A 22,328-nucleotide genomic window follows, 5' to 3' on the forward strand; every position below is an offset into this window, starting at 1 on the left:
GGAATTATATTTTTAAACGTAGAGGAGCGAAAAGGCGAATGCGAATGCACGCAGAGTCTTTATCAGTCAAGAATTTCTATCTCCCTGTCCCTTTGTCTTCCCGTCTCCCCAATCGGACGCACCATCTGACCGGGAACTAAACGATGAACTCCGTTAGCAACAATTCTGTCGCCGGGTTGCAAAGTACCCCTTACTAAAACTCTGTCGCTTTCTTGATGCAATATTTCTACACTGCGCTGTTCGAGTACAAATGAATTTTTTTCTAATCCCTGCTCCTTACTTCCTACTCCCTCTAATTTTGGTTTAGCTAATACATAACTTGTCCAAAGTCCTCGCAATCCCTGAGTTAAAGCTTTATTCGGCAACCAAAATCCTTCTGTAGGAATTGTATCTGTCAGCTTTAACCTAACTGTTTCACCGGGATTAATTTGAGATATTAAGGAAGATTCTAATTTCAATACGACTATTTGAGTTCGGGTACTGGGATTAACTACTGGCAAAATTGAAGCTACTCTTGCGGAGTAAGTCTGGTTGTTAATCTCTACCGTTTGAGGGCTACCCACTTGCAGTTTATTTACAACTATTGCAGGTATTCCAATTCTGGCTTCTGGGCTGGTATTTTCAACCAAACGCACCACTGCTTGACCTGTATTTACTACGGTTCCTTCATCAATTTGGCGAGCGGAAACTATACCTGCAAACGGTGCTTTAATTGTACTTTTAGCTATATTAATTTCTAAGTCTGATATACTTGCTTCTAATTGTTTTACAGCGGCTCGTTGTGCGGCTACTTGTTCAGTACGAGTTCCTGCTAAGAGTTGATCTAAATTACTTTGGGCTTGTCGCAAACGAGCGTTTAAGGAGTTTTCGCCAAAAGCAATTTCATCAAGTTGTTCTCGCGCGATCGCACCTTCACCATATAGATACTTCCGTCTCTTAAGTTTGGTTTTCTGCAATTGCAATTGCTGTTTGATATCGTCAACGGCTGCTTGTGCTGCTGCAATATCTTGCTCGCGTGGGCCTGCAATAAATTCATCCAATCTCGCTTGTGCTTGGGCTTTTTGAGCTTCTAATTGCAACTTTTGCATCTGCAAATTACTTACATCAAGCTTGGCGATCGGCTGTCCCGATTTAACGCGATCGCCCTCTTTCACAAAAACTTGAATCAGCTTCCCACCGCGCTCGAATCCCAATTCACTAGTCCGAATTGCGGCAATTTCACCAGTGTAAGTCCGCAATACCTGGTAAGATTGTACTGGTTTTGCTTGTAAAGTGATTACTGGTAATGGACGAGCAACAGCAACTTCCTTGGTTTCAGGTTTTGTCTTGGTCAAATTCTTAGCACCAAACACAGCCCCCACTGCCACCATCAACCCAAGCACCCCTAACATTCCATAACGAAGTAATTTGGAATAATCTCGATGCTGATTTTCTAAATCTTGGGAATATTCCCCATCATCAAGTATTTCATCACCTGATATTTGGGAATGCGGAGTAAAATCTGGGTTCATGGGTTTGTCTTTAGTAGGAGCTTACGTTTTTTAAAAAAATTTCTCACACCTACGATTCAAACACACGTTTTAATTTTAGTCAATCATACGTTTGATTTGTTCTTTTCAGTAGTCGGAATCTGACATCGCTTTACTGGTTGTCCTTTAATCAAATGACTTTCTACAATTGCGTTAACATCGGCACAAGTCAAATAACCGTATAAATAACGATTCGGAAATAAAACTCGTCGTAATTTCATTCTTAATTTAGTCGGTAGCCAGGAAAACTCGCTGCGATTAGGCTGACAAACTAACGCAACTGCTCCGGCTTGACATTGATCCAGACATCCAGATTTGCGAACTTGAACGCGCGAGCCCAAATCTAAACGAGTAATTTCATCCTGAAATGTTTGATAAATATCTAGCGCACCCGCATTAGTGCAACAGCCTTCGGGGTCATTTTCAGAGCGCTGTTTGGTACATACAAAAACACGATATTGAGGTAATGGCATAATGACCAGTAAAAATATGAGTTATAACTCGTATAATATGGGCAAATAATTATATTGCCAACTCGCATTTTATTAAGGTGTTGCGATGCCGCACAAAGTGTCCCCAAAACCCCGCAAGCTGCCTTCTCAAGAACGTTCTCGAATCACCGTTGAAGCAATTTTAAAGGCGACTGCTCGCATTTTGACTGAAGAAGGCTATGACAAAACTAATACAAACCGGATTGCAGAGCGAGCGGGTATCAGCATTGGCTCGTTGTATCAATATTTTCCCAACAAAGAATCGCTGATGGCTGCCTTAATGGAGCAGCATTCAAACGAAATCGCGCTATTAGTGGAATCGAAACTGAATCATTTGTTCGATACAAGCTTAGAAATTGCAATTCCTGAACTAGTGAAAGCTGTAATAGCAGCTCATGCGATCGATCCGCGACTACACCAAGTACTGCACGAAGAAATCCCGCGCTCGGAACTATTACAGCAGATTCAAAAAGCAGATCAACGCATCATAGAATTATTAAAAGCGTATCTTGCACGATGGAGCGATTATATTCAACCTCAAAACCTGGAAATGACCGTATTTATTCTTAGTTGCACGGTTGAGTCTTTGTGTCATTCAGCGGTTATTGAACATCCCAAATTTGTAAGTAATAATGATTTTGCTGTCGAGGTATCTAATCTTTTAATTTCTTACCTGACAAAGAAGCCAGAGTGAAGTTTCTTCTAAGTGCGATCGGTTTTGCATTTGAACTGTCTTAACCGATATGTCTGTTGCATAAACAATTTTAGTAATATATTATATATTCAAACGTTTTATTGAAATGAAAAATACTGTAACAGTTATAGATACAAAAGAGCAAATACTCAACGTTGCCGAGCAACAGTTCGCCGAAAAAGGCTTTTCAGGGACAACTCTGAGGGGCGTTATCCGAGAAGCAGAAGTAAATATTGCAGCCATTCACTACCATTTTGGCTCAAAAGAAGAACTGTTTATTGCCGTCGTGCGAAGAGTTGCCAAGCAAGTTGTGCAATCTCAATTACAGCAGTTAGCGAAATATGAAAATCAAGCAGAGCCGCCATCAGTAGAGAATATTTTAGAAGCATTTTATGCTCCTCCTTTGAGAGTAATAACCCAGATGGGGGAACCCGGATTGATTCGCGCTCAATTTATGGGGCGTTGTCGTGCGGAGCCTTTACCAATACAGCAACTTGCAGACAAGGAATTTAATGAAAGTCAACAACGCTTTCTGGATATTTTACAACGAGCGCTTCCCAATCAAACACGCACAGAATTACAGTGGAAATTAGATTTGGCGATCGCAATAATAATTCGTACTTTAAATCAAGTTGGTCAATCAGGGCAGTTGATAACCGGAAGTTCCGTAGAAGAAGTAGAAATTGCGATTTCTCGTTTAGTGAAATTCGTTGCTCAGGGGATGAAAAATTTTGATTGAGCAAAATAAATGGCTCTTCAGTACTTACTATGCTAAAAACACTCGCAGAAACATTGTAAGTCTTACCATGTAATAAATTTAGATTTTTTAACTAACATTTTTACCTTTTTTACAGTTTTGAGCTTTAAACCCAGGCTAAAAAAGAATATTTTAGTTTTTAACTAATAATTTGGCATACTAGGTACTGAAGAACCAAATAAATAAATATACAATGAATAAAGCTTGCTTCTTTTCAATACCAAAGCTGTGATTGAGTTTTTATTTTGTAATGCTATATGCAGTCAAGAGAATTTTGTTTAAAAAAAGCTCTTATAGAATATTGTGATTTATATATAATTGCGGCAACTTAGGGATATAAACTAATATAAAAATTAGTTTCTGGGCTAATCTTTAAACTTTTCGTTATTTATACGGGTACGTCTTAGATAGCAGTCTTGATAAAATGCGATAAATAAACCGATTGAGCTTGATTTTTTAGTTTTGCGATTAATAATAATCTACCATCTACAAGAATATAGGAAATTATCTAATTTTGACGCAGATTGCAAATTTTCAATAGTTACTTAATTTAAACAATCAAAGAATACTACAATTATTAAATATTGCAAACATTTATGCTTAAAACAACTTGCTTAATTAATAACTTTAACTATGGTGATTTCATAATAGAAGCAGTAGAAAGCGCGCTTGGGCAAACTGTAGAGTTCAATGAAGTGATTGTAGTTGATGACGGTTCTACTGATAATTCTGTTCAAATCCTTCAGGAAAAATATGGTCAAAATTCTCAAGTCAAATTAATTATCAAAGAACAGAATGAAGGTCAATTATCTAGTTTTAATCTAGGACATTCAGCTTCAAATGGCGACATCATTTGTTTTCTTGATTCAGATGATAAATATCAACAAAATTATCTTGAAAGCATTCTCAAAATTTATAATTTATATCCAGAATGTGATTTTTTATTTTGTGGATATCAAAAATTTCAAGATTTAGATGCATCGAGTTCGGATCAAATAACTTCGCAGCAAGAAAGTCAAATTGATATTTTGAAGTATGTCAGAAATAGAGGCTGTTCAGCTGTTTTCACCCTTCATACAAAACGGTATATAGGCGCTCCTACTTCTACTTTATCAATGCGACGTAAAACGGCTGAAAAAATCTTACCTTTCCCTTACTTAGAAGATTGGAGAATTAGAGCAGATGATTGCTTAGTTTACGGAGCTTCTTTAGTTGGGGCAGTCAAATTTACATTATCTTTAAACTTAGTTCAATACAGAATGCATACAAGAAACAACTATGCTAATAAAACTCAAGAAGATGCAAAAGAGCGCAAAGAAATATTAGCTCATTATCAGAGGAAGCTGGCTTTGAATCGTCTATTCAACTTATTTTCTCAACAAATGAACTATCTTGATAAGAACGAACTGACATCTCTGATCCCATTTGAATTTAAAACTATACCCCAGCCCGATTCAAAAGACTTTCGGGGATACCTCAATTTACTTTGGAATTCTAATTTACAAATACCTGCCAAAATTAAAAGTTCATTGATTATGACAAAGTATATGTTATCAACTCGCAAATATTAAAGCAAAAATTACATCGGGATTTACGCAACGGTAACGAAGCGTATAGCGTGTCTTGCAAGAAAGATAAAATTAAGTGTTCTCAATATTAAGATCCCCCCAACCCACGCCACTTCCTACAACTCTGGGAACCAGAGCAACGGAGTGGCTCCCCTTACTAAGGGGGGCTTTGCGTAAGTCCTAAAAACATTAAATTTTGATTATAGGTTTGATAAATTAAAATAACAGTATCAATAGACTTTTATTTATTTAATCTCAACCTTCAATTAATAGCACAATCAAAAATTAAAGAAGTTAAATTTTAAAGATTTAAAAGTCACAATTCTCTGACTTATTATATTTATATGTATTTTTTTATAAGGTTTTGATGATTTTATCAGGATGTTTTGACAATTGATTTTGCTGTAAACTAGCTGCTTTATAGTATTTATGGTTACTTTAATCATTTTTTTGCAAAAATTTAAAATTTGATTAATAGAATCATTTGCTTTTAGGGTGTAACCTCGAAATACAGTAATTGTCAGGATGGCGATTTAAAAATTTTACACCGTTGAGGCAAATATTATGATAGATCGCGTTGAGAAGCAAGAATTCGTCTTAAGTCAAATTACCGATCGTTTTGGGCAGAGAGACTTTAGCGGATACAGTTTAAGTGGAATCGATTTTAGAGAAGTTGATTTAAGTGGAGTCAACTTTACTGGAGCAGATTTAAGTAATGCGAACTTTACGGGAGCGATTCTTACTAATGCAAGATTGGATAATGCAAATTTAAGTCAGGCTAGTTTACGAGAAGTACATATGCACGAAGCATCTTTGATAAAAGCTAATTTAAGCAATACCGATTTAACAAGAGCTTCACTGTGTGGCGCAAAATTTGCAGGTGCAAACCTTTCTTGTAGCAATTTACAGGAAGCTTCATTGTGCGATACGGATTTGCGGAAAGCGAATTTAAAAAAAGCCCAGTTTATAGAAGCATCTTTGATAGAAGCGAATTTGTTTCAAGCGAATCTTCAACAAGCAAGATTATGTGGTGCGAATTTATTAGAGGCGAATTTGAATCAAGCAGATTTAACTAATGCCGATTTAAGCTGGGCTAATTTAACTCAAGCAAATTTGAAAGAAGCAAATTTACAGGGAACAAATTTCCAAAATACTAATCTAGATAGAGCAATTATGCCTGATGGAAAAATTCAACTAGTTCAAATTTTCTGTTTTAGTTGATATTTCAGAATCAATCGTAATAGAAATTTAAGATAATTCCTTTTCCCTCTTTAAGGCATTGAAGAGGGTTTGGGTTCCCGCAGTGTTTCTCTATAACAAGCATTAATTGCAACTGAACGAAATTAATACAAGCTTTTTCTGGAATGCATCTAAGCCTGTGTGTATCTATTCTCATCAAATTTAATCAAATATGTGAGTCTAGATGTTAAACCTTAAAAAATCTATTTTTAGCTTTATTTTGTTACCAGTTGCTAGTATTGCAGTATTCGCAAGTTCAGCGAATGCAGAAACCTTAAAGACCAAAAATTTTAATGTTGAAATTACCAGAAATTGCCCGGAAGGATATGTAACTTGCAATGATGTTACATATGTAGGCAAACATTTAAGAACTGGCAACTCGATTCGCTTAACTGGTAAAACAATTCATTCTAAAGGTGCTGATGGTGTTACACCAGGTCGCTTTCTTGGCTATGAATTTCGTAATTATAACTATCGTTATAGAGTCACAGCAGAAAATGAGTTGCTTGTTTATAAAGGTAAAAAACTGATACTTCGAGAGCAAGGAACTGTAAATTATAGATAAATTAAAGCAAAGCAGCAATATTGCTATTATGTTACCCTTTATTTGATTTTGAAATAGTGAAAATTAACTTGATAAAAAAGTAAATTAGCAATCCTCATAGGAAGTTTGAAAAGTATCGTTCTTAACTCTATTATTGCTTTTATCCCCCCTTCCCCCCTTAAAAAGGGGGGTTAAAGTCCCCCTTTATAAGGGGGATTTAGGGGGATCTAGAAAGTATAGGGAGGGGTCTTAATTTATAATTTCTAAAACATCCTTTGAAACCCGATTTTTTTTTAAGTCGGGTTTTCTAATTGCTAACTCCGATCAAAATTCTCTCTGCGAAAAAATCCAAGCAGCTATAGCTAAAAGCATCGCGCTGTAAAGTAAACTGTAGCCAGCATTTAGAAATAGTGTTGTAGAGTCGGGTAATGCTGAGAAACCATATACAGCTTCGTTTTTTAAATCTAACCGAGATAAATCTGGTAAAAGTAAATATAAACCTTGGGTTATTCTTTCCAAGCCAGGATTTTCGCTAATACGAGCAAGTTTTAATAAATCTTGGGTTATGTTTCCCATTAAATAGACTGCGAATGTTAAGGCAGTTGCTAACATAGAACCCGTGAATACGCCAAAAGCAATAGCTATAGCGCTAATCAAAGATAGCTGCAAAATTAAAAATATTCCATTTATAACAATACTTGTGGCTGAATAACTAATATTATTTACTTGTAAAAATATCAGATAAATAGCACTCATCGCCACGACAAGTAATGCTAAAACAGTAGATAAGCCTAAATATTTACCGAGAATAAACTCCGGACGGCTTATAGGTTTAGCAATTAACATTAAAATGGTGCGTTTTTCTATTTCCTTGCTAACTAATCCCGTACCTACAAATACTGCAATAATTAGACTAAGGATGCTCATCACCGCTAAACCCAAGTCTAAAAACATTTTGTCTTCGGTAGCTGCTGCTAGCTGTGGTAGCAACATAGCCGCAGCAGCTAATATAACTGCGTAAAAACCGATAATATACAAAATGCGATCGCGCACTACTTCTCGAAAAGAATTATTCGCGATCGCAATTACTCTGTTGACATTCATATTGATTTAAAACTTGATCAAGATCACTTCTCAGTTATGATTTATCAATTATTGATTGTCAATTTTTTACTTTAATTTCGGGGAGGTTGTCCTGCAATATAGGAAATTTTTGGCAAACACTCTAATTCTGCAACAGTTATTTTTTCACCTTTAGAGCTAATTGATTCATCACGCACTGCGATGGGTTCAATTTGACAGGATCTTTTGAGATAATATCCATTTTCGGTAGCACTTGGACCTTGCCAAACACTATATAAATCTAGTCTGTATCCGGAATTATAATCTTTTGGATCGATATTCTGCACATTAGCTTCCGCTTTCCAAAAATCTTTTTCTTCAAACTTTGCCAGATTAATTTCTATGATTTTTTCACCAAGCTGACTAGCTTTTCGATTGGCATTTTTTAACCATAATTCAACTTCAGACCAAGATTTTCCATCTAATGCTGTTTCTACTGCTGACTGAAGCTTGTTAAGAATTACCACCCCGTTTTGAGGAATTTTATCTTGGGGTTCGATTACCGTCAACAAATCGTTGCGCCGAGCAGTTTCATCTTGATAAACCGGATATCTTGCACTAGGATATTCGTTTAACCATGTATCTGTAACTCCGTAGAGATTCAACCAGCAACTTAACAACATACAGCAGCCAATTAAAATTATCACACTTTCGCGGTCTTTTAATTCTGGTAACTGAGTTTTTACATCGGTACCGCTTCCTTCAAAAAATTCGGGAATAGCACTGATTAAAGCCGATATTGTTGGCCAAAAAACAATTGTTCTGGTTATAAGTTCTTCGTTTTGCTGAAAAGCAAAAACACTGACTATACCTCCAGTGATTACTGCTCCAACAGGCATAATAGTACCGGGAATATATAAAGGTTTATCCGTGGTATACCAAGAAGTTCCAGCTATTAAAAATACCCAACCTAAAAATGCAATAATATCTTGGATTGGACCATCATTGGATAAAGATGACATCAACCAAGAAAATAAACTAAGATAAATTAATGTTTGCCAGCTAAAAGCTTTATCCGGTACAAAAAAGTCTCTAATCCTTGCGAAAATATCTTTGAAGAAATCAAGTATTGTTGCGAAACCAATTAAGCTAAGAGCATCATCTACTAAACTCATTTTTCCTCCTATTAATTACTATTATTTAATAGCTAAATACAATAGCTGAATACGAAGATTACTGCTAAGGCGTTAAACAAATTGTCTGTATAATTTTTCTTTATTTGCCTCCTATAAAAAAGTTACTTCTAAGCAGATAGGAGTATTAATTATCATCTTATAATAAGCACAAACATAACTTCCTAAAACTTTATTAGCTGTTAGCTACTCCCTTCTTAATAATGACAAATTTCAACGCCTACCTACTTACACGAACATATTTTTTCGCAACTTTCCATTTCGGATACTAATTATAAACTATTAGTAAACATTGTTTGTTCTCGCAAATATGCGAAATAATACAACCAAAGTAATTGCACTATAGCTAAGTGAATTAGCAATTAGTGTAGTAGTAAATAAACTTGTACTTTGCCATCCTTTTCTATTACCTCGACGCGATTTTCGCTTCAATAAAATAGTATCTTCGGGTTCCGGTACTGCCTTTTTTTCTCCAGGGTTGCTTAAGGATATAATCAATAGCCTTAATAAGACAAACTTTACCATCAAAGTTCCAAAGAAGGTAGTAAAACCTGCCATGACAATACCACCATAAACTTGATTGTTTAGGCGATTGTATAACAAAAAACTAATCAATTGCGATTTGTAACTAACAAAGAAGTTCGTTGGCTCCAAAATAAAAAAAACTACCCAACCGATAACGTTAGAAAAGAGATTCATCGCAATAGCGTAAAAAGAACAAGTCCTTTTATCGAACTTCAATCTTCTATTCAGAATGAATGCCTCGACCGGAATTGCTACTAATAAAAATAGAAAGTCAAATAAGATTACACCAAAAGGAACAACTCGGAAAGGCGCGGAAAAGTCAAAGCCATCTAACATCTGCTTGTTACTCCACTCAATGTTTTTTTACGCACTACTTTTGTAATATAAAGCCTTTAACAGTAAATAATATTAAACGGAATTTATGTCTTTTACCATTTTTATACTGGAATCAGCATAAAGGGAAATAATTCTTAAACGTAAGGTAGCTTATGATGTTCGATCGCGCTATCGCTACTTAAAGGTAGGGAATTAGGAGTTAGGAGTTAGAAATTAGGAGTAGCAAATAGCAAATAAATTATTTATTCTTCACGAATTATACTCACCTTGTCCCCCATCTCCCCCTGAGCCGCACCCTTGCGGGTGAACGGGTTGCGCCACTTCTCTCGTACTGCGGGAGACAAGCCACGAGAGTGGCTGTGCGATCTCCCCATACCCCCTTCCTGATGGTACCTGGATTTCGGTAAGATAAAAGACTGCCATATTAGAGCGGTTTGAGTTGAGATGACAAGGAACGGCATCGGTATTCGCACAGCACAATTGCGCCCCGTAAGGCTTAAGGGTCAAATTCATATTTATGATGGTGCAGGTAAAGGTAAATCGCAAGCGGCTTTAGGAGTAGTTTTACGTTCAATTGGTTTAGGTATAAAGAATTCAAATAATTACAATCGTGTCTTGCTACTACGGTTTCTTAAGGGGCCAGAAAGAGATTATGACGAAGATGGTGCGATCGCAGCTTTACAAAGAGGTTTTCCTCATTTAATCGATCAGGTACGTACTGGTAGAGCAGAATTTTTTGACAAGAATGAAATTACTACTTTCGATAGACAGGAAGCTATCAGAGGTTGGGATGTTGCTAAAGGTGCTATAGCTTCTGGCTTATATTCAGTAGTTGTATTGGATGAAATTAACCCCGTATTAGATTTGGGCTTGCTAGAAGTTGATGAAGTAGTAAAAACCTTAAAATCCAAACCTGAAGATTTAGAAGTTATTGCCACGGGAAGAGGTGCCCCACAAAAGCTGTTAGATATCGCTGATTTACATTCAGAAATGAAGCCCCAACACCATTCCAGTGCCGAACTACATGGTATATCAGGTATTGAAATATACACTGGTTCGGGTAAAGGAAAATCTACCAGCGCTTTAGGTAAAGCTTTAAAAGCCATAGGTAGAGGAATCAACCATCCGGGTTCCACTCGCGTATTAATTATGCAGTGGCTTAAAGGTGGTACTGGATACACCGAAGATGAAGCGATCGCCGCATTACAGCAATCTTATCCCGAAGTAGTAGACCATCAACGCTGCGGTGGAGATGCCATAGTGTGGCGAAACTCTCGGCAAGAATTGGACTATATAGAAGCCGAAAGAGGTTGGGAAATAGCCAAAACAGCCATAGCTTCGGGACTCTATAAAACAATTATTCTTGACGAACTCAATCCCACAGTAGATTTAGAATTACTTCCAGTAGAGCCAATAGTCGAAGCATTACTTCGCAAACCTCGGCATACAGAAGTTATTATCACCGGGCGCTGCCAAAATCAACCAGAATACTTTGAACTGGCCAGCGTTCACTCAGAAGTCTACTGTCATAAACATTACGCCAATCATGGAGTAGAACCCAAGCGCGGTGTTGATTTTTGAATTAGTTGTTAGTGGTTAGTAGTTAGTGGTTAGTAGTTAGTTGCTTTTAGATTGTCGAAGGTTCGTAGTAAGCGTTTTAACGCTCTTGTTGAGGACTTTAGTCCCAACTACGAACCTATCAACAACAAATCATAATTTTGATAACAACCGGGTTTATTTAAAAGATTCCCAGCCATAAACTATTAACTAACAACCCAAAATAAAAATCAGCAAAATCAAAATATTAATTATGGAAAACACCAACACACTCGACTTAGTTACAGCAGGAATCGCCTTATTCATTTTTGTAGGTGGAATGTTAATGATGTACACCACAGTTTTCACCACCAAAGGGAAATAAAAGTTAAGAGTTAAGAGTTAGGAGTTAGGAGTTACAAATTATCTAGCCTATCCCCCCATCTCCCCATCCCCGATCACCCCTCTCAATTTCTCCTTCAACACTACCCACAAAGGTATATAATGTCGCTTGTTTAACCGGAATTTCAGCCAGTGGGGAATAGATGGATAATTTGAAGGAAGCTAAGCTTGGGGCGGTATTGAGGAATATTGGCATAATTGTCCTAGTATTATTTATAACTTTAGTAGGATTAACTATTTACACGGTTAGAAATTCTTTTCCCCAAGCAAGCGGCATTATTGTAATTCCGGGACTTGATTCGCAAGTAAAAGTCCAGCGGGATAAATGGGGAATCCCGCAAATTTACGCTGATTCTTCTCACGATTTGTTTTTAGCAGAAGGTTACGTCCACGCTCAAGATCGCTTCTGGCAAATGGATTTTTGGCGACATATCGGCGCTGGAAGATTGTCGGAAATGTTTGGTGAGTCGCAGTTAGATAAAGATAAATTCCTGCGAACGATGGGATGGAAGAAGTTAGCTCAGCAAGAGTTTGACGAAACTTTAGATGCTCAAACAAAAGAAAATTTACAGGCTTATGCTGAAGGTGTAAATGCTTATTTAGCAAATCATCAAGGTAGTGCTTTAAGTTTGGAATATGCCGTATTAAAACTTCTTAATCGTAACTATAATCCCGAACCTTGGCAGCCAATTCACTCTATCCTCTGGGGTAAAGTAATGGCTTACGATTTAAGTACAAATCTTGGTGATGAGATTGAACGTAGTATTCTTTTAAAATCTTTTCCTGAAGCGCGAGTAGACGAACTTTTTCCACTTTATCCCCAAGATTTCCCCGTAATTGTACCCGATTTTAAAGTCTCAGAAAAACTTGCAAGAAAGCAAGTAATGAATACAGAAGAAGATAGAAATTTACTTGCTCTAAAAGATATTACTCCTTCCTTGAAATCTATTGCCACTAACGTAACTGGGATGGAAGAAATTCTCGGTACGACAGGAATGGGTGTAGGTTCCAACAGTTGGACTATTTCGGGTAAACGCACTATTACTGGTAAACCGATTGTAGCCGATGATCCGCATTTAGCCGTGCAAATGCCTTCGATTTGGTATGAATTAGGTTTGCACTGTAATTCAACAAGCAATTCAACAAGCAATTTAATAAATAAAAAATGCCCTTATAACGTCACGGGCTTTACCTTCGCAGGAGTACCGGGGGTAATTGTCGGACATAATAACCGCATTGCGTGGGGTGTAACAAATGTCATGTCCGATACGATGGATTTGTATATAGAAAAGATTAATCCTGAAAACCCCAATCAATATGAAATAAATGGTAAATGGGTAGATATGCAGCTTGTAAAAGAAGAAATTCAAGTTGCTTCTTCTGAACCAGTTTTTCAAATTATCCGCTACACTAAACATGGTCCAATTCTTTCTGATGTTCTTCCCCAATTAGAAAAATTAGCGAAAAATTCATCAATTCAAATTACTACGAATTACGCCGTTTCCTTGCGTTGGACTGCTTTAGAACCTTCCACATTAATTGCGGCTCTTCCAGAAATAAATCGCGCTCAAAATTGGCAGGAATTCCGCGTTGCTGCAAGTAAATTTGATATTGCGGCTCAGAATTTAATATATGCAGACGTTGATGGAAATATTGGCTATCAAATGCCCGGTAAAACTCCTATACGTCAAAAAGCAGATGGACGTTATCCGGTGCCAGGTTGGAATAATAAATATGAATGGCAAGGCTATATTGATTTTGAAGAATTACCTCATAGTTTGAATCCAGCGCGGGGATATATTATTACTGCAAATAATGCCGTAGTTGATGAAAGTTATCCTTACGTTATTACCAAAGATTGGGTTCGCGGGTACCGTGCAAAACGTATTGAAGAAATCATTTTATCAGCAGATTGGCCATTAACTTTAGCCGATATTAAGTCGATCCAAGCTGATAATCTTAATTTGAATGCGCGGGATTTGGTACCAATATTAAAGTCAATCTCTTTCGACGATTCCCGTATAGAAAATGCTCGTCAATTATTAGTGGATTGGGATTTTAAACTGCAAATAGAATCACCCGCATCCGCCCTATTTGAAACATTTTGGAAAAAATTACTGGCGGTAACATTTCACGACGAACTACCCGAAGATTATTATCCTGGTGGTAGCGACAGATGGTATGCGGTAGTGAAAAATTTGGTCGAACAACCGAATAATTTGTGGTGGGATAATCGCAATACCTTGGAGGTGGAAAACCGAGATCAAATGTTCAAACTAGCTTTTGTAGAAGCAGTTAATCAACTTGAAAACACTTTAGGAAATAGCCCAGAAAAATGGACTTGGGGAAAGCTGCATAAAATCAACTTTCGCAACGTCACTTTAGGAAAATCTGGAGTAGCTGCGATTGAAAGATTATTTAATCGGGGTACATATCAAGCAGCAGGTGACGGAGAAACCATTAATGCCAATCGTTGGAAAGCCAATAAATCTTCTTTTGAAGTTACCCATATTCCTTCATTGCGGATGATTGTAGACTTAGCAAAATTCGATAATTCGCAAGCAATGCATAGCACCGGGCAATCGGGGCACGCATTCAACCGTCATTACACCGATATGATTGAACCTTGGCGCGATGTTAAATATCATTTGATGCTTTGGGAAGATGAAAAAATTGATGAAAGGGGTGAATCAACATTGTTTTTGATGCCTGAATAAAGAGTTAGGAGTTAGGAGTTAGGAGTTAAAAGTTATTTATGAAGCGAACGTTGAGACGTGAGAAACGATTTAAAGAGAAACCCGGTTTCTAAAATGCTAGTATTTAACCAGATTAATTTTAATTAGTTTGTAGTGAAGATTTTAATCCTCAACATTAGAGTTAAAACTCTTACTACAAACTTGATTGTCACTCCAAATATTTTCCTAATTCCTAACTTATTAAAACTTAAAAGTAGTCCGCATCAAACCAACCACAATAGTATCGTTATCTGCATTGTGTTCCGGGTTGGTAATCATTACAACTCCGGGAGTGATAGAAATATTATCATTTACAGGATAGTTGTAAGACAATTCAAAGTGTAAGGAAGTATCTTTATCTTCGCGTTCAGAAATATCATTGTTGGTTACTTTTGGAGGCATACCAAAAACGAAATTTAACTGACTACCTTTTTTACCTAAATCCGGTAAAGCTGCCGTAACAGCCCAACTCAAAATATCAGCGTCGGCACCTTGAGAAGCATTTACGCTATTAACATTTGGTGAAGCTTCTGCATTCGCACTCAGATAGCTACCCCAACCTCCTAAAATTAACTTTTTGCTTAACTTATAAGTAAACTGCAAACCAAAACCGTTGGTAGAAGTTGCTGAATCCCCGAAAGGTAATTGAGCAAATCTACTACCTTTACCACCAGTTACATTGATGCTCGAATCCGGTTGTGGTGCATAGTAACGTCCGTAAGTCAAGGCGATCGCCAGTTTATCTGATGGAGTATAAGTTAACTGAGACAAGGAACTGAATTGCTCCCCAAATAATCCTTCATCCACATCATCGCCGGAAGTTGTGAAGTAGCTCACGCCACCAGCTATTTCATCCGTAAATTTGTAATAAACTACTCCACCCGTGCCAAATGCAAAAGCATAAATCGGATTTTCGCTACCGAAAGTAGAAACTGAAGAGACGGGATTAAGTGAAGGAAAAATACGAGTTGGGAAACCGGCAATTGGTGCTATCACAACCGTACCGCGATTATTACCTATAGGAGCTTCGTAATAAAGTGAAGCTAAATCAAATTTATTATCAGTATTTGTAGCTCCGATTAAACTAATCATATCCGTACCAACAGCACTTCGATCAAAACTGCTGATATTTCCAGCCTGTATACTAGTTCGTAATAAATCTTTACCAGTAAAACTAGTATCAAAATCAAGCACCGCACGCGATGAAAAACTTAGATTGCTATCTAAACTTTCTCTTAGATTGTCTCCCGGTGCAGCTGCTTTCACATCACCAAAAGCACTAATTAGATAAAAATCTACCGTACCATTTAAAGTCGTAGTAGTACTAAATTGATTTTTTCAATAGAGGTAACTTGTTCGTCCAAATTATCAACTCTATTCCTTACCTCTTTTAATTCAGTCACAAACTCTCTTTGCACTCTATCTAAAACCGTCAAATCTTCCAACTTGAGCAAATTATTACTTGAATTAGCAATTAAACCTTCAATAGTGGAAAGACAAGCATTAAAAGCAGCTGCAAACTCATAACGAGTCATCGCGCGATCGCCATTAAACTCATTTCCCGAAGTACTTATGCAGCGGTACTTTTCCACTAAAGTACGTAACGCTTGATAAGCCCAATGTTGGGGGCTAACATCTTGTAATTGTTCGGCACTTGTTACCTTGTCTAAATAAATCTGTCCTTGGCTATATTTTTGATTAAGAGTATCTATATCTGCTGTAGAGGGAATATCTTGCTCGTTATTAATGTTGTCAAAAGTATCTCTATCGTCAGATAAATTCAAACTTATTTGAGGATTTATTAAATTTTCCGTAGAATTTACTTGAGCGAAAGCTGGAGATAAATTAAATAAAATAGCACCTATAATAGCAGATATAAATGGCAACACACCTTTATCTTGTTTCATTTATTTGTATTTACTCTTGATTACCTCCAAACAATAATATTTTTATTCAAAAAAGAAATGTAAATCTTAAAAAATATTTAGATATAACAACAAAAAAGAAAATAATTAGTAGTTTATTTAGCATTGATTAAAGAATGATAAATCTTACCCATGCCCAATCCCCAATTCCCCATTCAAATTTGTATCCTGGTATAAAAATAAATTGCCTAACTATCCGCTATATTTACGGTGTAGTTGACTGGAGACTAAAGAAATGCATTGGCGACGGTTTTTTTCGTTTGTAATTATAGGCTTTGCGCTGAGTATCTTTTGCTTTGCTTGTACAAACTCCAACCAAGAAGCTAGAAAAACACCTAAAACACCCGAAATCTCAATACCGCCAGAAACACAAGAAATAATTAAAACTGCTGGGAGTAGTGGTTTATTCAATCCTCCTCGTGGAGATGTGCGTTTAGTAGCTATCAGCGATTTGAATTCAGCTTATGGTTCCACCGACTACGATGCAGAGGTAGATAAAGGAATTAATTTATTACCTTTTTGGCAGCCAGATATGGTAGTTTGTAGCGGTGATATGATAGCCGGTCAGAAAAAGACGCTAAGTGAATCCCAAATTAACGCAATGTGGGCGGCTTTTGATCGGCATATTGCAGCACCTTTACGTAAAGCAAACATACCCTTCGGTTTTACCATCGGCAATCATGACGCTTCCGGTGCTAAAAAAGAAGGCAATTTTGTATTTGAACAAGAAAGAGATTTAGCTTCAGAATATTGGAATAACCCCGAACATAACCCCGGAGTTGAATTTATAGATAAAAGTCAGTTCCCATTTTTCTACACCTTCAAACATAAAGATATCTTCTTCATGGCTTGGGATGGTTCAACCCATAGAATTCCCCCCGAAAAAATGGCTTGGGTAGAAAAAGCATTAGCAAGCCCAGAAGCGCAGCAAGCAAAAATGCGAATTTTATTGAGTCATTTACCTTTATATGCAGTTGCAGAAGGGCGCAACAAATTTGGTGCCGTAATGGCAAACCCCGAAGAATTGCGAGAAATGTTAGAAAAATACAACGTTCATACGTATATTAGCGGACATCACCACGCTTATTATCCCGGTCATCGCGGTAAATTGCAGCTACTTCATATGGGACTTATGGGTTCGGGGCCTCGTCCGTTAATTGGAACAGAAGAACCTTCAGCAAAGGCGATTACGGTGATTGATATTAACTTTGACTCCCCAGAATTAACCACATATACCACCTACGACATGAAAACCTTAGAGCTTATTGAATACAAACAGCTGCCAAGGTTTTTGACAGGACATAACGGTATAGTTTTACGCCGAGACGTAGAATATCAAGATTTAAAAGCAGAAGAAAAAGCCGCGTGTGTAGAGAAACTAAACGAAAAACTTTGTGGGAATCAGTGAACAGTGAGCAGTGAGCAGTTATCAGTTACCAGCTATGAATTAATAATTCTTTCCCCATTCCCCCTGCAATACTTTGCACAAAAGTGAAGTACAAAATCATAGCAATAGTGTTACATTTGCGTAAATATTGTTGAGTAATAACGTACAAATAATATGCGTTTATGTTTGTTAAGTTATGAAAAAATTTAGTAGTCGGTAAGGTAGTATTAATAGTTGTATTTATTACCTTTAAAATTCCGATCTCTAAAAAGAACTGGAATTTGCTCCCGGCTTGTCTAATTTTTAGTGCATTACTTTTTTTTGCATGACAAGCTGCTGTCATAGCTATTTATCATTCAAAACAAATAATTGCCAAAAGCAGCAGATGAAATAGAGTTTTTCATGCTTGCCCAAGGAATTAAGCATCTACTTATATAAAAGTTAAAAAGCCTGCCGAGATATATAAAAACTGAAACAAGAGTAATTTTTAAGGTTATTCAATGGTTACTACTAATCCTCTAATTGAAGTTTATTGTACTCGTCCAAGTTGTCAAGACCCGATTAATACAATTCCTGAAAAAAATCTTTATACCAAACCGATTAAACAAAGATTTTGTGCAAACTGTGGAATGCCTCTGATTTTAGAAGGTTGCTTTGTAACGCTTAGGCCATTACTTCCAGAGATAGAAAGAGGTGGATTTGGCAGAACATTTTTAGGGAGAGATTTAAAGTTTCCAGATTTACCGTTAAGAGTTATCAAGCAACTACATCCAAAAGTTTCTCCTTCAGAGTGTCAATTAGCTGATATCGAAAGATTATTTCGCGCAGAAGCAAGCGTTTTAGGAAAACTAACACACTCACAAATCCCCCGTGCATGGGCTTTTGCACAATTAGAAGCACCTCCTGACCTCCAAGAATCTACTGGGCAATCTCATCAAATACCAACTTTTTTTTACTTGGTGCAAGACTTTATCGCAGGTCAGAATTTAGCCCAGGAATTAAACCAAAAAGGACAGTTTTCAGAAGCAGAAATAATCGAAATTCTAAAGCAACTTTTGGATGTCCTCAATTATGTTCATGGTGAAGGAGTAATCCATAGGGACATCAAACCTTCCAATATCATGCGAGCAACAAAATCTAATGCCCTTCATCTGATAGATTTTGGTGCAGTCAAACAAGTTGTAGTTACGGGGGTTCCCACAGCCCAATCAGTTGCGATCGGAACTCCAGATTTTGCTCCACCAGAACAAATGACTGGTAAACCTGTATCAGCTTCATCGGATTTATACTCTTTAGCTGCAACTTGCGTGTCTTTGCTTGCAGGTAAAGAAGCCCAAGAAATTCGCGAATATCATACCTGGAATTGGCGAAACTACGCTAATGTCAATTCTCAACTTGTAGATATTTTAGATAAAATGCTGTCCTATCAGCCAGAAGATAGGTATCAGTCAGCTCGTGAAGTTACATCTGCTCTTTCCAATCTTCAATCCCAACCTCCAGTAACTCAACCATCACCATCCCTCTACCCCCAACCTCAGCCAATACCACCGCATCTGTCGGGTATACCTATACCCAAGCCGGTTGCCACACCGACGGTTACTTCAGAACCAGATACTCCAAATAATCCTCTTCAGAAAAAAAATAAAAAACTGTTGTTGCTAGCAGGAGGTATCGGTGCATTATTAGTGGGTGCAACTGCCTTTGCAGTTATGACAAGTTCAGAGCCAGAATTACTTGCTGACAACTTTTTTAGTAGAGGAGAAGAATCTTTACTCAGAGAAAAAACAACCGATATCACATTATGCAAACAAGCTTTGGGAGAAAAACAAGAAGGTATGACAGCCTTCAAAAATCAAAGATATGAAAATGCCAAAAATAATTTTCAAACAGCGATAGATTTATTTAAACAAGCAACTAATCAATGTCCTGTTGACCCTGAAACGCTGATTTTTCTTAACAACGCCAAAGCAAATATTAAAGGTAATCCCGTCACAATTGCTGCTGCAATTCCCGGTAAAAATAAAGAGCGCAATACAAATATATCAGAACAAATATTACGAGGTGTTGCTTCAGTTCAAGAAACATTGAACAATCAAGATGGTATCGAAGGAAGATTATTACAAGTTGTTCTTGCTAGAGACGAAAATAATTCCGATCCAGATGTAGAAGATACAGCCCCCAAAGTAGCTAAGCAGTTAGCGAAGAATCAAATTCCGGGCGATCGCGCATTTAGCGGACAAATATTAGGAGTGGTTGGTCATTTTACCAGCGATGCCACTTTAGCAGCAGGCGAAGTATATGGAAAAGAAAAGTTAGTGGCTATTTCTCCCACAAGTACTGCTGTTAGAAAATCTCAACCTAGCGAAAAATCAAAATATAAATATGATTTGAGCAACTATGTTTTTCGTACAGCCCCTAACGATGCAGTTGCAGCAGCAGATTTAGTTGACTATGCGCGGCAAAATATTGGTTCTGGAAATGCAGCAGTTTTTTACGATTCAGGAAAATCCTATAGCACTTCTTTAAAAGAATCATTCGAGCAAAAATACGCTTCTTTAGGAAACGTCATAGAGTGCGATTTAGCTGATTCTGGAATTGATAATTGTCAGATAGATGAAAATATTAAATTATTAATGCTATCTATCGGTACGGAAGAAGCAACACAAGCTTCGTTAATTATTTCTAGATACAAGAATCAACCTTTATTAGGTGGAGATTCTCTTTATAACGCCGATAATGTATCATCCACATTTGGGGAGCAAGCTAAAAATTTAGTTCTTGCCGTACCAATTCATGTCGAACGTACCGAACCCACTTTTAGAAGCCAATCAGTAAAACTGTGGGGAACTCAATATGTAGGTTGGCGGGCTGCAACAGCTTATGATGCTACTCAAGCAATTGTGGCAGCATTAAAGAAAACGCAAAATAACCCCACTCGTCAAAGTTTGTACGATGAATTAAATAGCCCTTCTTTTTCTACACCTGGTGCTACGGGAGAGGTACAATTTAATAAATTTCATGATCGTCAAGTCGATCCACAAGACGATAATCAATTAGGGGTATTAGTGAAAGTACAGCAGAAATGTAAACCACAAGATAATCCGAAGTACCAATTTTGTTTGATAAATGAATAAATATAGAAGTGAGAGTTTCTCAAAGATTTCACGAAAAGTAGTTGCGTGCAAATGTAGATATTTATATTGATAGCATCAATCCTCAAAAACACTGCTGGAATTAGGAGTAGCAAAAATGAGCGAGAATGATGAATTTAAGCAATTTCTTCCCGATGAAGAATTTGAATCCGAACAGATTGTTTATTCCGTTTCTGTCAACGATGAACCTACTTATCAAGAAAAAATGCCCTCCGGGTACGACCCAATGGGTAGAATTGAATTAGAAGGAATAGCCTTTAGGGGTTTAGCGGCAGGAAAAATTTCTTGGTGGGTGTTGATAACAGGCTGGTTCATCTTTGGAATAGTCAGTTTTGCAATGTTGATTCCGGCGATCGCGCTATTAGCTTCTGAATTTACATCGGCTATGATTATGCTATTGCCAGCCTTACTTATTAGCTGCATTCCTTTAGTAGTATTGTGGCGAGGAACAGCTGCAAAGTTATCGGTTAAGAATCAAAGTAGAAGAATGTAACCCAATTGACTAAATTTAGCATTGATAGAGCAATTACCTATCGAAAGTCAGGTTTTGAAAATAGCGTAAGCAATTATAAATCTGTAAAGTTCGGTTTTTATTTATGACTTTATTCATGCTTCTAATAAAAATTTTATTCTCAACAATAACAACCTACATCTTCGCCACAATCATCGGCTAAATAACAAAGCGCTCGGAACCGTAAACCTATGACTTCCTCATACAATGGATTAAGTTTGCATAAGGGTGGAATGCGTACAATAGTACGACCAAATAAACAAATATCTCGCTCAAAAGGGCACTGCGTGGGAATCATCCGGCAGATAAAATGGGCTAGCGCAACATTGTTAATCTCAAGGTTATTTAGCCACTGACGTATAGGATATAACCCATCGAACCAAAGCACTTGAGTTTTGATTGAATTCAAAGTTGTTTGAGGAGTACGTCTGATTAGGTTTAACATTGCTATATCCAAATGTGTCTGACTAAAAAGCTATATTTGTAGTTTAGGCATAATCTATTCAAATGTAAATACTAGATAAATATAAAAAAAAATTATAGCCTATAAGCTCAGCTTAACTATGTTTTTGTGTACATAGTCTGAACTTATAATATTCAGTTCTTAAGATGTAGGTTGGGTTAAAGGCGCACAAATAATTTGATGGTTTATGAAGAGTACAGACGTGCTGTAAACCAACATGAAAATTTTAGAATGTAGGTTGGGTTAAAGGCGCACGAATAATTTAATAGTTTACGAAAA

Annotated in this window: 16 protein-coding genes and 1 pseudogene; 10 read left to right on the forward strand and 7 right to left on the reverse strand. The window is 37.0% G+C overall.

The features are described from left to right. Positions 1-62: 62 nt before the first annotated feature. Together ACM03V_RS07105 and ACM03V_RS07110 are read right to left on the reverse strand one after the other, a co-directional pair. Complete coding sequence (locus tag ACM03V_RS07105; RefSeq protein WP_414620064.1) at positions 63-1,511, reverse strand: efflux RND transporter periplasmic adaptor subunit; 1,449 nt, start codon at positions 1,509-1,511, stop codon at positions 63-65. 83 nt (positions 1,512-1,594) lie between these two features. Continuing rightward, positions 1,595-2,002 (reverse strand): (2Fe-2S) ferredoxin domain-containing protein, encoded by a 408-nt coding sequence (locus tag ACM03V_RS07110; RefSeq protein ID WP_414620065.1) that lies wholly within the window; start codon positions 2,000-2,002, stop codon positions 1,595-1,597. An 85-nt stretch (positions 2,003-2,087) separates the two neighbouring features. Here ACM03V_RS07110 and ACM03V_RS07115 point away from each other — a divergent pair, with 85 nt between their 5' ends. From ACM03V_RS07115 to ACM03V_RS07135, 5 genes are all read left to right on the forward strand, one after another. After that, positions 2,088-2,714, forward strand: a complete 627-nt coding sequence (locus ACM03V_RS07115) for a TetR/AcrR family transcriptional regulator (RefSeq protein ID WP_414620066.1) — start codon at positions 2,088-2,090, stop codon at positions 2,712-2,714. Between the two features lie 106 nt (positions 2,715-2,820). Further along, entirely contained in the window at positions 2,821-3,453 is a 633-nt protein-coding gene (locus ACM03V_RS07120; RefSeq protein WP_414620067.1) for a TetR/AcrR family transcriptional regulator, read from the forward strand. A 614-nt stretch (positions 3,454-4,067) separates the two neighbouring features. Beyond that, positions 4,068-5,042: a glycosyltransferase family A protein gene (locus ACM03V_RS07125; RefSeq protein WP_414620068.1), complete on the forward strand. Its 975-nt coding sequence runs from the start codon at positions 4,068-4,070 to the stop codon at positions 5,040-5,042. A gap of 561 nt (positions 5,043-5,603) precedes the next feature. Beyond that, the gene (locus ACM03V_RS07130; RefSeq protein WP_414620069.1) at positions 5,604-6,260 is read left to right on the forward strand and encodes a pentapeptide repeat-containing protein; all 657 of its coding nucleotides are present in this window, start codon (positions 5,604-5,606) and stop codon (positions 6,258-6,260) included. 202 nt (positions 6,261-6,462) lie between these two features. Further along, positions 6,463-6,843 carry a hypothetical protein gene (locus tag ACM03V_RS07135; protein ID WP_414620070.1) on the forward strand — a complete coding sequence of 127 codons (381 nt, stop codon included), beginning with the start codon at positions 6,463-6,465 and terminating at the stop codon, positions 6,841-6,843. Between the two features lie 303 nt (positions 6,844-7,146). Here the strand turns inward: ACM03V_RS07135 and ACM03V_RS07140 are convergent, their stop codons facing one another. From ACM03V_RS07140 to fraC, 3 genes are all read right to left on the reverse strand, one after another. Continuing rightward, the gene (locus ACM03V_RS07140) at positions 7,147-7,926 is read right to left on the reverse strand and encodes an ABC transporter permease (protein ID WP_414620071.1); all 780 of its coding nucleotides are present in this window, start codon (positions 7,924-7,926) and stop codon (positions 7,147-7,149) included. A 71-nt stretch (positions 7,927-7,997) separates the two neighbouring features. Next, the gene (fraD, locus tag ACM03V_RS07145; protein ID WP_414620072.1) at positions 7,998-9,059 is read right to left on the reverse strand and encodes a septal junction protein FraD; all 1,062 of its coding nucleotides are present in this window, start codon (positions 9,057-9,059) and stop codon (positions 7,998-8,000) included. Positions 9,060-9,359: 300 nt separating this feature from the next. Next, positions 9,360-9,938: a filament integrity protein FraC gene (gene fraC / locus ACM03V_RS07150; RefSeq protein WP_414620073.1), complete on the reverse strand. Its 579-nt coding sequence runs from the start codon at positions 9,936-9,938 to the stop codon at positions 9,360-9,362. Positions 9,939-10,382: 444 nt separating this feature from the next. On the opposite strand from fraC, the gene ACM03V_RS07155 reads away from it, so the two are divergent. Together ACM03V_RS07155 and ACM03V_RS07160 are read left to right on the forward strand one after the other, a co-directional pair. Then, positions 10,383-11,519: a cob(I)yrinic acid a,c-diamide adenosyltransferase gene (locus ACM03V_RS07155; RefSeq protein ID WP_414620074.1), complete on the forward strand. Its 1,137-nt coding sequence runs from the start codon at positions 10,383-10,385 to the stop codon at positions 11,517-11,519. Between the two features lie 500 nt (positions 11,520-12,019). After that, positions 12,020-14,593, forward strand: a complete 2,574-nt coding sequence (locus ACM03V_RS07160; RefSeq protein ID WP_414620075.1) for a penicillin acylase family protein — start codon at positions 12,020-12,022, stop codon at positions 14,591-14,593. A 219-nt stretch (positions 14,594-14,812) separates the two neighbouring features. Here ACM03V_RS07160 and ACM03V_RS07165 read toward each other — a convergent pair. Continuing rightward, positions 14,813-16,518: pseudogene (locus ACM03V_RS07165) on the reverse strand (iron uptake porin). 253 nt (positions 16,519-16,771) lie between these two features. On the opposite strand from ACM03V_RS07165, the gene ACM03V_RS07170 reads away from it, so the two are divergent. The 3 genes from ACM03V_RS07170 (at position 16,772) to ACM03V_RS07180 (ending at position 21,568) form a co-directional block, all read left to right on the forward strand. Further along, complete coding sequence (locus ACM03V_RS07170; protein ID WP_414620076.1) at positions 16,772-17,944, forward strand: metallophosphoesterase family protein; 1,173 nt, start codon at positions 16,772-16,774, stop codon at positions 17,942-17,944. A 479-nt stretch (positions 17,945-18,423) separates the two neighbouring features. After that, positions 18,424-21,057, forward strand: coding sequence for a protein kinase domain-containing protein (locus ACM03V_RS07175; protein WP_414620077.1), 2,634 nt, complete (start codon positions 18,424-18,426; stop codon positions 21,055-21,057). A gap of 115 nt (positions 21,058-21,172) precedes the next feature. Then, a complete protein-coding gene (locus ACM03V_RS07180) occupies positions 21,173-21,568 on the forward strand; it encodes a hypothetical protein (protein WP_414620078.1) in 396 nt (131 codons plus the stop codon). Between the two features lie 139 nt (positions 21,569-21,707). Here the strand turns inward: ACM03V_RS07180 and ACM03V_RS07185 are convergent, their stop codons facing one another. Beyond that, positions 21,708-22,031 carry a Mo-dependent nitrogenase C-terminal domain-containing protein gene (locus tag ACM03V_RS07185; RefSeq protein WP_414620079.1) on the reverse strand — a complete coding sequence of 108 codons (324 nt, stop codon included), beginning with the start codon at positions 22,029-22,031 and terminating at the stop codon, positions 21,708-21,710. Positions 22,032-22,328: the final 297 nt, after the last annotated feature.

This window comes from Calothrix sp. CCY 0018 (assembly GCF_963920925.1).
Taxonomy (GTDB): Bacteria; Cyanobacteriota; Cyanobacteriia; order Cyanobacteriales; family Nostocaceae; genus Rivularia.